The organism is Streptomyces shenzhenensis (assembly GCF_003688995.1).
In the GTDB taxonomy this organism is placed as follows: Bacteria; Actinomycetota; Actinomycetes; order Streptomycetales; family Streptomycetaceae; genus Streptomyces; species Streptomyces shenzhenensis_A.
Window position 1 is genome coordinate 202574 of record NZ_PENI01000001.1, and the last position, 13830, is coordinate 216403.

A 13830-nucleotide genomic window follows, 5' to 3' on the forward strand; every position below is an offset into this window, starting at 1 on the left:
AAGGGGGACACGGAAACGCGCGGCCAGCGGCCTGCCGTACGCGGCCGGCAGCGAGCCGTACCCGGCCGGCGGCCTCGCCGTACGCGGAGGAAGCCAAGGAAGCTGAGGAAGCACAGTCATGGCAGCCGGCACTCCCCGGATCTTCGTCTCGCACCTCGCCGGGGTCCCCGTCTTCGACCCGAACGGCGACCAGGTGGGCCGGGTGCGGGACCTCGTGGTCATGCTGCGCGTCGGACGGCGCCCCCCACGCCTGCTCGGCCTGGTCGTCGAGCTGTCCACCCGGCGCCGCGTCTTCCTGCACATGACCCGGGTGACCAGTATCGAGTCCGGCCAGATCATCACCACCGGGGTGCTCAACGTGCGGCGCTTCGAGCAACGGCCCACCGAACGTCTCGTCTTCGGGGAGCTGCTCGACCGCCGCGTCACGCTGGCCGAGACCGGCGAGGAGGTCACCGTCCTGGACGTGGCCGTGCAGCAGCTGCCGGCCCGCCGGGACTGGGAGGTCGACCGGGTCTTCGTGCGCAAGGGCAGAAAGGGCGGTGCCTTCCGGCGGACCAAGGGGGAGACGCTGACCGTGGAGTGGTCGGCGGTCACCGGGTTCTCGCTGGAGGAGCACGGGCAGGGCGCCGAGAGCCTGCTCGCCACCTTCGAGCAGCTGCGCCCCGCCGACCTCGCCAACGTGCTGCACCATCTGTCCCCGAAGCGCCGCGCCGAGGTCGCCGCCGCCCTCGACGACGACCGCCTCGCCGACGTCCTGGAGGAGCTGCCCGAGGACGACCAGATCGAGATCCTCGGCAAGCTCAAGGAGGAACGGGCCGCCGACGTCCTGGAGGCCATGGACCCGGACGACGCGGCCGACCTGCTCGGTGAACTGCCCGAGGAGGACAAGGAACGGCTGCTGAGCCTGATGCAGCCCGCCGACGCGGCCGAGATGCGGCGGCTGATGTCGTACGAGGAGCACACGGCCGGCGGACTCATGACCACCGAGCCGATCGTGGTACGGCCGGACGCCACCGTCGCCGACGCCCTCGCCCGTGTCCGCAACCCCGATCTGTCCCCGGCCCTCGCCGCCCAGGTCTATGTGTGCCGGCCGCCCGACGAGACCCCGACCGGCAAGTATCTGGGCACCGTGCACTTCCAGCGGCTGCTGCGCGACCCGCCGTACACCCTGTGCAGCTCGCTCGTCGACGACGATCTGCAGACTCTCGCCCCGGACGCCACGCTTCCGGTCATCGCCGGGTTCTTCGCCACGTACGACATGGTCGCGGCCCCGGTGGTCGACGAGGCCGGGTCGCTGCTGGGCGCGGTGACCGTGGACGACGTCCTGGACCACATGCTGCCCGAGGACTGGCGGGAGACGGAGTTCCATCTGCAGGAGGGGACGAGCGCGCAATGACGCCCGAGCGCGAGAGCACCCGCGAGCGTGGCCCCGCCGGGGCCACCGCCACCGCCAGGACCCGCGCCGCCCGCCTCGACCAGCCGGGTCCGCGCCGGCGGCGGATCCTGCCCGAGTGGGACCCGGAGGCATTCGGACGGCTGTCGGAGAAGATCGCGCGCTTCCTGGGCACGGGACGCTTCATCGTCTGGATGACGGTCGTCATCGTGCTGTGGGTGCTGTGGAACATCGCCGCGCCGTCCTTCCTGCGCTTCGACCAGTACCCGTTCATCTTCCTGACGCTGATGCTCTCGCTCCAGGCCTCCTACGCGGCCCCGCTGATCCTGCTGGCGCAGAACCGGCAGGCCGACCGCGACCGCGTCAACCTGGAACAGGACCGCAAACAGAACGAGCGGTCCATCGCGGACACCGAGTATCTGACCCGCGAGATCGCCGCGCTGCGGATGGGCCTGGGCGAGGTGGCGACCCGCGACTGGATCCGCTCCGAGCTCCAGGACCTCGTCAGAGACCTGGAGTCGCGGCGCCACCGCGACGGGCAGATCGTATTCCCGGCAGAAGGGGCGGAACGGCCGCCGGGACGTGACCCGGAAAACGGCTGACGGGGCTTACCGGAGGCCCCACCGAGCGCCGTACCATCGTCCTTATGGCTACGGAAGACGCGGTGCGCCAGGCACTGGCGACGGTGAACGACCCCGAGATCAACCGACCCATCACCGAACTGGGGATGGTCAAATCGGTGCAGATCGGCGCGGACGGAGCGGTCGCGGTCACCGTGTACCTGACGGTTTCCGGCTGCCCGATGCGCGACACGATCACCCAGCGGGTGACGGAGGCGGTCTCCCGGGTCGACGGCGTCACCCGGGTCGACGTCACCCTCGACGTGATGAGCGACGAGCAGCGCAAGGAGCTGGCGACGGCCCTGCGCGGCGGCCAGGCCGAGCGCGAGGTCCCCTTCGCCAAGCCCGGCAGCCTCACCCGTGTGTACGCGGTCGCGTCCGGCAAGGGCGGCGTCGGCAAGTCCTCGGTGACGGTGAACCTGGCGGCGGCGATGGCGGCCGACGGGCTGAAGGTCGGTGTCGTCGACGCCGACATCTACGGCCACAGCGTGCCGCGCATGCTGGGGGCCGACGGGCGGCCGACCCAGGTGGAGAACATGATCATGCCGCCGTCCGCGCACGGCGTGAAGGTCATCTCCATCGGCATGTTCACCCCGGGCAACACCCCGGTCGTCTGGCGCGGCCCGATGCTGCACCGCGCGCTCCAGCAGTTCCTCGCGGACGTGTACTGGGGCGACCTGGACGTCCTCCTCCTGGACCTCCCGCCGGGCACCGGTGACATCGCGATCTCCGTGGCCCAGCTGGTCCCGAACGCCGAGATCCTGGTCGTGACCACCCCGCAGCAGGCGGCGGCCGAGGTGGCCGAGCGCGCCGGCTCCATCGCCGTACAGACCCATCAGAAGATCGTCGGCGTGGTCGAGAACATGTCCGGCCTGCCCTGCCCGCACTGCGGCGAGATGGTCGACGTCTTCGGCACGGGCGGCGGTCAGCTGGTCGCCGAGGGCCTGACCCGCACGACCGGTACGACGGTCCCGGTGCTCGGCAACATCCCCATCGACCTCCGCCTTCGCGAGGGCGGCGACGAGGGCAAACCGGTGGTCCTGAGCGACCCGGACTCACCGGCGGGCTCGGCCCTGCGCACCATCGCCGGCAAACTGGGCGGCCGCCAACGAGGCCTGGCAGGCCTCTCCCTGGGAATCACCCCCCGCAACAAGTTCTGATTACGGGTGCGGGTGCGGGTGCGGGTGCGTTGTCGCTTGTTGCGCAGTTCCCCGCGCCCCTTGCGGGGCGGGGGGACTGGGGGGTTAGCCACGACGCTGGCCGCAGCACGCGCCCATAGGGGCGCGAGGAACTGCGCGCCCAGCCACGACGCGCCGCAGCCGAACAACGACGGGTCGGGCCCCGAAGGGGCGCGGGGAACTGCGCAACCCCCCAGACACGCCCCGCACCCGCCAACCCCCCAAGCCCCCAAAGCGCCGCAGGCTACCCGTACAGGCCAATATCCTTGATCATCGCAAACCCAAGCCCATACGCGCTCATCCCCCGCCCGTACGCCCCCAGGTGCACCCCCTCCTGCGTGGAACCCGCAAGCACCCAGCCGAACTCCGACTCCTGGTAGTGGAAGGACGCCGGCACCCCGTCCACGGGCAGCGACAGCGTCGACCACTCCGGCCCGGACAGATCGTCGGCCAGGGCCCACGCGGTCTCCGTCTGCTGCTCCAGCCACTCGTCCCGCAGGGTGTGGTCCATCTGCCCGGGCCAGGTGAAGGACAGCAGCCCGACCCCGGCCAGCCACGCCGCCGAGGAGACCGACGTGGCCTCCAGCAGCCCGGTGCCGTCGGCGCTGCGCCGGGACGGATGCGCGGCGACGGTCACCACGACCGCGAACTTCTCCCGCGGCTCACCCGTGGAACCGGCCGCGTACTCGTTCTTGACGGAGGGTTCGTCGCCATGCCCGATCGAGCCGTGCTCGACGGTGCCGTCCGCCGCCGTACCGACCTGCATCAGCCAGCGCGGCCCCGTGAAGGCCTCGTCGAGGCCGTACCACGGGAAGGGTGCCAGCAGGTAGCCGTCGACCGCGCGCCGCTCGGAGGGGGGCTGCTGTCGGCCCGCCGCGGCCGACGCCCGCGCGACCGCCCCACTTGTCGTGTCCATGTGCCCGGACGCCTCCTCGATCTCGTCGGACCGGGGCGGCCCGCCCCCCTTCGGGCGTACTCGTCCGGTCCGCACAACAACTCGGCAGCATATCCACACCGCTGCGGGCAGCAGGGAAGCCGCCCGGCGCGTGGGGGCGCGCGGCAGCCGGTTCAGGTCGCGCGCGGGCCCGTACGCGGTATGAAACACATCACGTCCCGATGCGGTTCGCATCGGGACGTGGGGTGCGCGGCGCGCCGCGGGTTCGGCCGTACGGTCAGGTGGCGTCCGCGTCGAAGGGCGGGCGGTCGTCCTTGCGGGGCTCCTCGGGCTTCTTGGTCATGTCGACCCGGCCACCGGACCCACCCGAGGCGGACGAGGAAGACGAGGAAGACGAAGCGGACGGCGCCTCACTCTCCCGGCCGTGGACCGCATCGGTGACCTCGGCCATCTCCTTCTTCAGGTCGAAGCCGTTGCGGATCTCCTTCAGGCCCAGTTCGTCGTTGTCCAGCTGCTTGCGGATGAACGTCTTGGGGTTGAGATCCTCGAACTCGAAGTCCTTGAACTCCGGGCCCAGTTCGTCACGGATGTCCTGCTTGGCGCTCTCCGAGAACTCCCGAATCTTGCGGACCGTCCGCATCACGTCCTGAATGACTTTGGGGAGCTTGTCCGGACCGAAGACGAGCACGGCGAGCACAATGATCGTCACCAGCTCTAGCGGTCCTATGTCATTGAACACCTGAAGCTCCTTGCGATGTCCTCGGTCCTCGGCCCTCGGGCGTCCGTGGTGTTTCCGTGGTCCGGGCCGGGTCCACGGTACCCGGCGTTCCCGTCCGACCGATACTGTCCCGAAGTGAGGTTTCCGTCAGTTGTGGTCTGAGGAACCAAGGACCAACGAAACCTGTTTTTCCGTGCCATCGCGTTCGACGGTCAGGCTCAGACGGTCGCCGGGGCGGCGGGCGCGGGTCTTGACGATCAGTTCGTCGCCCGAGTGGACGCGCTGTCCGTCGACCTCGGTGATGATGTCGCCGGGCCGGAGTCCTGCCCGGTCCCCGGGGCCGCCCGTGGTGACGGCGGGGCCGCCGTCGCCGCCCTTGGTGCCGATGCGGGCGCCGTCGCCGGAGTAGGCCATGTCGAGGGTGATCCCGATGACCGGGTGGGTCGCCCTGCCGTCGTTGATCAGTTCCTCGGCGACGCGTTTGGCCTGGTTGACCGGTATGGCGAAGCCCAGGCCGATGGAGCCGGACTGGCCGCCCTGGGTGTCGGAGCCGCCGTCGGCCGAGCGGATGGCGGAGTTGATGCCGACGACCCTGGCCTGCGCGTCGAGCAGCGGGCCACCGGAGTTGCCCGGGTTGATGGGCGCGTCGGTCTGCAACGCGTCGACGTACGACACGTCGCTCCCGTTCCCGCTGCCGCCGCCCGCCGTGATGGGCCGTTCCTTGGCGCTGATGATGCCCGAGGTGACGGTGTTGGAGAGGTCGAAGGGGGCGCCGATGGCGACGACGGGGTCGCCGACCTGGACGTTGTCGGAGTTGCCGAGGGGCAACGGCTCGAGTCCGTGTACGCCCTTGACCTGGACGACGGCCAGGTCGTAGCCGCTGTCCCGGCCGACGACCCGGGCCTTCGCGGTCTCGCCGCCGCTGAACGTCACCGTTATGTCACCGTTCGACCCGGCGGGCTCGACGACGTGGTTGTTGGTCAGGATGTGGCCGCGTGTGTCCAGCACGAAGCCGGTGCCGGTGCCCTGCTCGCTGCTACCGGTCACATGCAGCGTGACGACGCTGGGCAGGGCACGCGCGGCGATCCCGGCCACGCTGTCGGCGGGCCGGGCGGTGGTCTCCTTGCCCGCCTGCGGCAGCCGGACGTCCGCCACTCCGCCGTTGCGCTCCAGATACATCCCGACGACGCCACCGACGCCACCGGAGGCCAGGGCCAGCGCCAGGGCGCCCCCGATCAGCGCCTTGCGCGCCCGGCGTCGGCGCTGCCCCTCGGTGGGGACGGCGGCGCCGTTCTGCTGGAGCGGGGCCGGGGCGGCCCAGGGGTCGTAACGATGCCAGGGACCGGGGTGCGAGCCCGGCTCCGGCGCGGGATAGGGCGCCGGGTGCGACACGGGGTACGGCGTCGAGTCCGGCCCGGCATGGGGCGTCGAGTCCGGCGCAGGGTACGGCGTCGAGTCCGGCCCGGCATAGGGCGTCGAGTCCGGCCCGGGGTACGGCATCGCGTCCGGCCCGGTGTACGGCATCGCGTCCGGCCCCGCGTACGGCGCCGCGTCCGACCCGGTGTAGGGCGCCGCGTCCGGCTCGGGCTGTGGCGTGCCCGTCACAGGCGGCACGTCGTGCGGCGCACCGGGCGCCGGGATCGCCGCGTCGTGCGCGGGCGGCGGAGCCGGGGCCGGGATCGCCGTGCCCTGGGCGGGCGTCGTCGCCGGGTGCTGGACCGGTGGGGCCGGCGCCCAGGGACCGGGCTCACCGTACGGCGGGGTGCTGTACGGATCGGGGTCGTGCAGGGGCTTGCCCCGCCCACCGGCCTCGCCCGCCGGAGCGGCCCCGGCGCCCTCGGCACCCAGAGCGACGGCACCGAGGTCGGCACCGGCACCTCGGCCGCCGTCGGCCTCGGCGCGGGAACCGGCAGCCGCCCGGACAGCCTCGGCACCGGCGTCGGCGTCCTCGGCACCCGCGGCCGTGGGGTGCCTCAGCGCGAAGTCACCGGTGGCCGCGGCGGACGGCCGGGCCAGCTCGAAGTCACCGTCGCTCCCGGCGACCGGTGTCGGTGTGTCCGCCACGTCCTCCCCCGGCGGGACCGGCTTCCCCTCGTTCATGCTCTCCCCACAGCTGGCCGCGGCCGGGCGCTCCGGCGGCTGACCGCTCATCGTCGACCCCGTGCCCGAAGCGGTGCCGCGGGCACGGCTTCACAGGATTCAACCAGGTTCGCGGGCAGCCGCGCAGGGACCGGTCAGCGAGCCGGGCGCGAGGAGGGGACGGCGGCGGAGGGGGACGAGGAGGACGGGGAGGGAGCGGGGGTCGGGTCGGGATCGGGCGCGGCGAGCAGACCGGGCGAGGCCAGCCCGGGGGCGGTGGACCACGAGATCAGGGAGATCGGCGGGGTGGCGCCGAACGAACGTATCAACGGTGACATGGCGGCCGCGTCGGCTTCCACCTGCGTCAGCAGGGGGGTGAGGGCCTGCCCGGTGGCGGGGGCCGGCACTCCGGGCAGCAGCGGCGCGGACACCGAGGTCGACGCGATCGGCGTCTCGCCCAGCGGCGTGCCCTGCATGAGCAGCGGTCCGACCGGGCGGCGGCGCTGGGCCTCGGACGTCGTGGCCGCTCCCGCACCCGCCGTGCGCGTCGGCGTGACGCTGCCGGGGCCGCCACGGGCGTCCGCGGCCGCGTCACCGGGAATGCCGGTGGTCATGCCGCCCAGTGCGACCGCGGCCAGCGACACCGCCCCGGCGGCGACGAACGCGAACCGCATGCCGCGCGAGGCGTGCCGGTCGGCGGCGTCGGGGCGGCCGACGGGGTGGATGCGGAAGCCGCGGTCCGCGTGCGTGCGCGGGGAGTCCGGGCGCGCGGGGACGTAGTCGAACTCGAACCGGCCCTCGCGCCCGGACCCGAAGACGCCGGGCGTGGAGCCGCCGGGGAGCGCGCCGTCGAGCGGCGAGCCGCCGTCCGGACCGCCGCTGCCGGGCAGCCCCTGGAGGCGCGCCAGGAAGCTCTCCGAGGGCGGCGGGGGCGCCGATTCCGCGAAGACGTTCTTCAGCTGCCGCTGGGCGTCCGCCTCCGCCTTGCACCTGGCACAGGTCGCCAGGTGGGCCAGGACCCGCTCACGCGCGTCATGACCGAGCTCTCCGTCCACCAAGGCGGAGAGCCGGTCTCCCAGATGCTCTTCTGCGAGGTGCCCCTGCGCAGATTTCGGCCGTGATCCACTCACGCGGTCGCGCCCCCTCCCCCCAGTGCGGGAACGCGGGGCACGAAGGAGCGGCGGCGCTCGGCGGCCCTGGCCTCCGGCGAACGGTGCGCAAGGGCCTTGCGCAACTGCGAGCGGCCACGGTGGATACGGGAGCGGACCGTGCCGAGCTTCACGCCGAGGGTCGCGGCGATCTCCTCGTACGACAGTCCTTCGATGTCGCACAGCACGACCGCGGCACGGAACTCGGGCGCGAGGGTGTCGAGGGCCTGCTGGACGTCCGCGTCGAAGTGCGCGTCGTTGAAGATCTGCTGGGGCGTGGGCTCGCGGCTGGGCAGCCGCTCGGCCGCGTCCTCTCCGAGCGCGTCGAAGCGGATGCGCTGCTTGCGCCGGACCATGTCCAGGAAGAGGTTCGTGGTGATGCGGTGCAGCCAGCCCTCGAAGGTGCCGGGCGTGTACGTCGACAGGGAGCGGAAGACACGGACGAAGACTTCCTGGGTGAGGTCCTCGGCGTCGTGCTGGTTGCCCGTCAGACGGTACGCCAGGCGGTAGACCCGGCCGCTGTGCGTGCTGACGATCTCCTCCCACGTGGGCGGAGTCCACGCCTGCCCGTCCGCGTCGGTGGCGAAGGTCGCGGTCTGGCGCCCGCCCGCGGCGGAACCGGTGGCGTGGCTGTGGTCAGCAGCGGTGTCGTTCACGGATTTCGGCCTGCCCGCCGATCCGAGGAAGCGCCGCAGCACTCCTCCCCGGTCCTCGGGCGCGGCCGCACCTCCCCTGTCGGCTCTGGTGGTGTCCATTGGAGCCCCTACCATAGCCACCTCGCCCGTTAGCTCCGGATAAGCGGTTTTACGAGAAATTGATCGGTGCTGATACGGCTCATGCGGCTGCGTCAGCACTTGCTCGCCGTCCTGGTCCACCTCTTACCCCCCGTCGGGTCCCGCACCACTCGCTCACCCCCTTAAACGCGCGGTCCCATCTGCGGGTTCCCGGGCCCAACGGATACAGTCACGCCCAGGCAACCACGGGGACAGGAGAGGGTCATTACCGGCAACCGGCAGACGAGCTGGGCGTTCGCCGACGCCTTTGTCGCCGAGGACGACGCGCTGCGCTGGGCCCGCGACCGGGCCCGCGAGGCAGGGCTGCGCTCGGTGACGCCCAGCACGGGCGCCGCGCTGCGGATGCTCGCCGCCACCGTGGACGCCAAGGCGGTGGCGGAGATCGGCACCGGCTGCGGCGTCTCCGGCATGCACCTGCTGCACGGCATGCGGCCGGACGGAGTGCTGACCACCGTCGACCCGGAGCCCGAGCACCAGCAGTTCGCCCGGCAGGCGTTCCGCGCCTGCGGCTTCGCCAGCAACCGGGCCCGCTTCATCCCGGGCCGCGCCCTGGACGTGCTGCCCCGGCTCGCGGACGCGGGGTACGACCTCGTCTTCTGCGACGGCGACCGGCTGGAATATCTCGACTATCTAGCTGAATCGTTGCGCCTTCTGCGGCCCGGCGGCCTGGTGGTCTTCGAGGGCGTCTTCGCCAACGGCCGCACCGTGGACTCGGGCCCGCAGCCCACCGAGGTGCTGCGGCTGCGGGAGCTGCTGCGCACGGTGCGGGAGAGCCAGGAGCTGATGCCGTCGCTGCTGCCGGTGGGCGACGGGCTGCTGTGCGCCGTCAAGCGGTGACCGGTTGCTGGCGCCGGCCTCGGTGAGCGGTACGGGCAGCCGCGCCCGCCGTGCATGGACGGCCCGCCCGCCTTGAACGCACACGCCCCGCCGCCGTACCGGCACGACTGCCCCCACGGGCCGATCATCGCGCGCGGCAACATCGTGGCTAGCCACGCAGTACCCCGCACCCCCGACCAGCGCTGCCCCGGGCGCCACTGATGCGTAACGCGACTGCCCCGGCACGGTGTGCGTGCCGGGGCAGCCGGAAGGATATGGTCGTTTGCGCCTCAGACGACGACCTTCTTCAGGGCGTCGCCAAGCGCCTCGGCCTCGTCAGGGGTCAGCTCGACGACGAGCCGACCGCCGCCTTCGAGCGGAACGCGCATGACGATGCCCCGCCCCTCCTTGGTCACCTCGAGCGGGCCATCGCCCGTCCGCGGCTTCATGGCCGCCATGCTCGTTCCCCTTCCTGAAACCAGCTCATCGTCTGCCGACGTCCCCGGGAAGGGGCACGCGCGGTCCGTGCGAGGCCCGCGGCACCGGCATCGAACACATTGCTTCCAAGCCATTATCCCGCATCTCAGGACCCGATGACCAACATCGGTCGGCATCGCTTGGGCAACGCACGCGAGCAAAACCACTCAATTCGGCGATGTGGCTGCGATACTGCGCCGCAGCATCTACGTCCCCCGGCCCGATCCCGGCGAAAATTCTTTGACGCAGGTCACACGTCGGGGCCGGTCCCGGGGCGGGGATCTCCGCCATGCTGTCCTCAGACAACGGCGTACCGAGCGGTACGTCAGTGCCGCGACACCGGAGGGGATGTCCCATGGCCGACACCGTGCTCTACGAGGTGAGCGACGGGCTCGCGACGATCACGCTGAACCGCCCCGAGGCGATGAACGCGCTGAACATCGCGGCCAAGGTCGCCCTCCGGGACGCGGCGCGGGCCGCGGCCGACGACGCCGCCGTACGGGCCGTGCTGCTGACCGCGGCCGGGGACCGGGCGTTCTGCGTGGGCCAGGACCTCAAGGAGCACATCGGGCTGCTGGCCGCCGACCGGGAGACCGGGTCGGGGCAGACGATGAGCACGGTGCGGGAGCACTACAACCCGATCGTGCGGGCCCTGGCAGGCGCGCCCAAGCCGGTCGTCGCCGCGGTGAACGGGGTCGCGGCCGGGGCCGGCCTCGGCTTCGCGCTCGCGGCGGACTACCGGGTGGTGACCGAGACGGCGACCTTCAACACGTCGTTCGCGGGGGTCGCGCTGACCGCCGACTCCGGGATCTCCTGGACGCTGCCCCGGGTGGTCGGCCCCGGCCGCGCCGCCGACCTGCTGCTCTTCCCGCGCAGCATCACGGCGCAGGAGGCGTACGAGCTGGGCATCGCCAACCGGGTGGTGCCCGCCGACCGGCTGCGGGCCGAGGCCGAGACGGTCGCGCGTGCGCTCGCCGAGGGGCCGACGGTGGCGTACGCGGCGATCAAGGAGGCGGTGGCGTACGGGCTCACCCACTCCCTCGACGAGACGCTGGACAAGGAGGACGAGCTGCAGACCCGGGCGGGCCGGTCCGAGGACCACGCCATCGCCGTGCAGGCGTTCGTGAACAAGGAGAAGCCGACGTACCTGGGCCGCTAGGCCCTGTCCTGGGTTCTGGCGCCCCGGGTGCCGGACGGGGTGGTGCGGCTGACGCATCCCTCCAGGTGGTCGTCGACCAGGCCGCACGCCTGCATCAGCGCGTACGCCGTCGTCGGGCCGATGAAACGCAGGCCGCGCTTCTTCAGGTCCTTCGACAGGGCCGTCGACTCCGGGGTGACCGCCGGGACGTCGGAGAGGGTCTTCGGGGCCGGGCGGGCGGCCGGGTCCGGGGCGTACGACCAGATCAGGGTGTCCAGCTCGCCCGGGGACCAGTCGGCCAGCACGCGCGCGTTGGCGAGGGTCGCGTCGATCTTGGCGCGGTTGCGGATGATGCCCGGGTCGACGAGGAGGCGTTCGCGGTCCTCGTCGGTGAAGGCCGCGACCTTCTCGATCCTGAAGTCGGCGAACGCGTCGCGGAAGCCCGGGCGGCGGCGCAGGATGGTGATCCAGGACAGGCCGGACTGGAACGCCTCCAGGCTGAGCCGCTCGTACAGGGCGTCGTCGCCGCGGACCGGGCGGCCCCACTCCTCGTCGTGGTACGTCACATAATCCTCGGCGGACAGGGCCCAGGGGCAGCGCGGTGCGCCGTCGGGCCCGGCCAGGACGGTACGGTCGGTCACGGCTGGTCCTCCGGGTGTACGGGCTTGTCCAGCCGGACGTGCGCGGCGGCCTGGGCGCCGGCCAAGGCGGACTCCAGGCCGGCGATGCGGGCGTCCCGCTCGGCGAGCTCGGCGGCGACGCGGCTCAGGGCGTCGTCCACGTCCGCCATGCGGTAGCCGCGGGCGGCGAGCGGGAAGCGGAGGCGCTCCACGTCCGCGCGGCCCACGGGGCGGTCGGGGGGCAGCGGGTCGTGCAGCCGCTCCGGCGCCGCCTCCGGCAGCGGGCCGCTCTCGCCGCCGCCCACCACGGCCAGCGTCACCGCGGCGACCACCACGGCGAGCGCGACGACCAGGAACAAGAACATAACCATCGGTCGGCTCCCCACGTTCGGTGTGCTCGGTGCACCCGATGTGTTCGGTGTCGAAAGTGTCAGGGTCCGATCGTGCCATGCGCGTCCGACAGTTAGGGTCGCAGGCGGCTGTGCAGCGGGATGTACCGGGACGTAGCGGGGACGTACGAGGAGAGGTCACAGGGGATGCTCAGGCTGGGCAGGCGGGAATTCGGGCCGCACGAGCCGGTGATCATGGCGATCGTGAACCGGACCCCGGACTCCTTCTACGACCGCGGGGCCACGTTCGGTGACGAACCGGCGCTCGCGCGCGTCGAGCAGGCGGTGGCCGAGGGTGCGGCGATCATCGACGTCGGCGGGGTCAAGGCGGGGCCCGGGGACGAGGTCAGCGCGGCGGAGGAGGCGCGCAGGACCGTCGGGTTCGTGGCGGAGGTACGGCGCCGGCATCCGGACGTGGTCATCAGCGTGGACACCTGGCGGGCCGAGGTCGGGGAGGCCGTGTGCGAGGCCGGGGCGGATCTGCTGAACGACGCGTGGGGCGGGGTGGACCCGCGGCTGGCGGAGGTCGCCGCGCGGCACGGGGTGGGGCTGGTGTGCACGCACGCCGGCGGCGCGCTGCCGCGGACCCGGCCGCACCGGGTGACGTACGACGATGTCATGGCCGACATCCTGCGGGTGACCGTGGGGCTGGCCGAGCGGGCGGTGGCGCTGGGGGTGCCCCGGGAGTCGGTGCTGATCGATCCGGGGCACGACTTCGGGAAGAACACGCGGCACAGTCTGGAGGCGACGCGGCGGCTGGACGAGATGGTCGCCACCGGGTGGCCGGTGCTGGTGTCGCTGTCCAACAAGGACTTCGTCGGGGAGACGCTGGACCGGCCGGTGAAGGAGCGGCTGCTGGGGACGTTGGCGACGACCGCGGTGTCCGCGTGGCTGGGGGCGCGGGTGTACCGGGTGCACGAGGTGGCCGAGACGCGGCAGGTCCTGGACATGGTGGCGTCGATCGCGGGCCACCGCCCACCCACGGTCGCCCGAAGGGGCCTGGCATGACCCACGGGAGGATTGCCGAGCGGCTCGGGCGCGTGGCGGGCCCCTCGGACAGGCGGGGCGGCTCCTGGGCCAGGCAGGCGGGAAGTAGCCCAGTGGCTCGGGTTCCGGGTGACCGGGCGGAGAGGGATCGGCCCGGTGACTGCGCGGCGCTTCCTGGCGAGGGTGCCCGATGCCTCCCGGCCACCGCCGGAAGCGCACCACGCCCAGCCGGCCAGGGCCATCGACCTGACAAGACGCCTCGCCGGAGACACCGCTCGGCCTGACCCGAAGCCCCGCCAGGCACGCTGCTCAGCCGGCAACGAAGGTCGGCTCGACGACGCCCCACCACACACGACCCTCAGCCAGCCACGCCACCCGTCCCGGCACGACGCCCCACCACACACAGCGGTCAGCCAGCCACGCCACCCGGCGACGCACGACGCCCGCCAGTCACGACGGTCGGCCACACACAACGCCCGGCCGGCCACTACGCCCCGCGACACCTGACACCCCGCACGCACGGCGGTCAGCCGACCACGACACCCGCCCCGGCACGACGCCCCACCACGCACAGCAGT

The 13830-nt window shown here is 72.5% G+C and carries 14 protein-coding genes; 6 read left to right on the forward strand and 8 right to left on the reverse strand.

Annotation, left to right across the window (positions count from 1 at the left end; all coding sequences use genetic code 11):
* The first annotated feature begins 118 nt into the window (after positions 1 to 118).
* From CTZ28_RS00875 to CTZ28_RS00885, 3 genes are read left to right on the forward strand one after another with little or no spacing between them, the layout of a single operon-like run.
* Positions 119 to 1396 (forward strand): magnesium transporter MgtE N-terminal domain-containing protein, encoded by a 1278-nt coding sequence (locus CTZ28_RS00875; RefSeq protein ID WP_121887221.1) that lies wholly within the window; start codon positions 119 to 121, stop codon positions 1394 to 1396.
* Positions 1393 to 1995, forward strand: a complete 603-nt coding sequence (locus tag CTZ28_RS00880; protein ID WP_121887222.1) for a DUF1003 domain-containing protein — start codon at positions 1393 to 1395, stop codon at positions 1993 to 1995. Before CTZ28_RS00875 ends, CTZ28_RS00880 begins: the two co-directional genes overlap by 4 nt.
* Positions 1996 to 2039: 44 nt before the next feature.
* On the forward strand, positions 2040 to 3173 hold the full coding sequence (locus CTZ28_RS00885) for an Mrp/NBP35 family ATP-binding protein (RefSeq protein ID WP_121887223.1): 1134 nt from the start codon (positions 2040 to 2042) through the stop codon (positions 3171 to 3173).
* A 262-nt stretch (positions 3174 to 3435) separates the two neighbouring features.
* Here CTZ28_RS00885 and CTZ28_RS00890 read toward each other — a convergent pair whose 3' ends face one another.
* From CTZ28_RS00890 to sigE, 5 genes are all read right to left on the reverse strand, one after another.
* Positions 3436 to 4107: a hypothetical protein gene (locus tag CTZ28_RS00890; protein ID WP_183154203.1), complete on the reverse strand. Its 672-nt coding sequence runs from the start codon at positions 4105 to 4107 to the stop codon at positions 3436 to 3438.
* Positions 4108 to 4363: 256 nt separating this feature from the next.
* Positions 4364 to 4825, reverse strand: a complete 462-nt coding sequence (locus tag CTZ28_RS00895; protein ID WP_121887225.1) for a sec-independent translocase — start codon at positions 4823 to 4825, stop codon at positions 4364 to 4366.
* 126 nt (positions 4826 to 4951) lie between these two features.
* On the reverse strand, positions 4952 to 6904 hold the full coding sequence (locus CTZ28_RS00900; protein WP_121887226.1) for a S1C family serine protease: 1953 nt from the start codon (positions 6902 to 6904) through the stop codon (positions 4952 to 4954).
* Between the two features lie 134 nt (positions 6905 to 7038).
* On the reverse strand, positions 7039 to 8013 hold the full coding sequence (locus CTZ28_RS00905; RefSeq protein WP_121887227.1) for an anti-sigma factor family protein: 975 nt from the start codon (positions 8011 to 8013) through the stop codon (positions 7039 to 7041).
* Entirely contained in the window at positions 8010 to 8729 is a 720-nt protein-coding gene (gene sigE, locus CTZ28_RS00910) for an RNA polymerase sigma factor SigE (RefSeq protein WP_121887228.1), read from the reverse strand. The genes CTZ28_RS00905 and sigE overlap by 4 nt, the downstream gene beginning before the upstream one ends.
* 234 nt (positions 8730 to 8963) lie before the next feature.
* Here sigE and CTZ28_RS00915 point away from each other — a divergent pair, with 234 nt between their 5' ends.
* The gene (locus tag CTZ28_RS00915) at positions 8964 to 9662 is read left to right on the forward strand and encodes an O-methyltransferase (protein ID WP_121887229.1); all 699 of its coding nucleotides are present in this window, start codon (positions 8964 to 8966) and stop codon (positions 9660 to 9662) included.
* Between the two features lie 269 nt (positions 9663 to 9931).
* Here CTZ28_RS00915 and CTZ28_RS00920 read toward each other — a convergent pair whose 3' ends face one another.
* Complete coding sequence (locus tag CTZ28_RS00920) at positions 9932 to 10099, reverse strand: DUF3117 domain-containing protein (protein ID WP_018544333.1); 168 nt, start codon at positions 10097 to 10099, stop codon at positions 9932 to 9934.
* Between the two features lie 374 nt (positions 10100 to 10473).
* Between CTZ28_RS00920 and chcB the strand changes: the two genes are divergently transcribed.
* Positions 10474 to 11277 (forward strand): 2-cyclohexenylcarbonyl CoA isomerase, encoded by an 804-nt coding sequence (gene chcB, locus CTZ28_RS00925; protein ID WP_121887230.1) that lies wholly within the window; start codon positions 10474 to 10476, stop codon positions 11275 to 11277.
* Here the strand turns inward: chcB and CTZ28_RS00930 are convergent.
* A complete protein-coding gene (locus tag CTZ28_RS00930; protein WP_121887231.1) occupies positions 11274 to 11897 on the reverse strand; it encodes a DNA-3-methyladenine glycosylase I in 624 nt (207 codons plus the stop codon). The two genes, chcB and CTZ28_RS00930, sit on opposite strands and share 4 nt — an antisense overlap.
* Positions 11894 to 12247, reverse strand: a complete 354-nt coding sequence (locus tag CTZ28_RS00935) for a DivIVA domain-containing protein (RefSeq protein ID WP_121887232.1) — start codon at positions 12245 to 12247, stop codon at positions 11894 to 11896. The genes CTZ28_RS00930 and CTZ28_RS00935 overlap by 4 nt, the downstream gene beginning before the upstream one ends.
* Before the next feature lie 165 nt (positions 12248 to 12412).
* On the opposite strand from CTZ28_RS00935, the gene folP reads away from it, so the two are divergent.
* Positions 12413 to 13273 (forward strand): dihydropteroate synthase, encoded by an 861-nt coding sequence (folP, locus tag CTZ28_RS00940; protein WP_121887233.1) that lies wholly within the window; start codon positions 12413 to 12415, stop codon positions 13271 to 13273.
* Positions 13274 to 13830 lie beyond the last annotated feature (557 nt).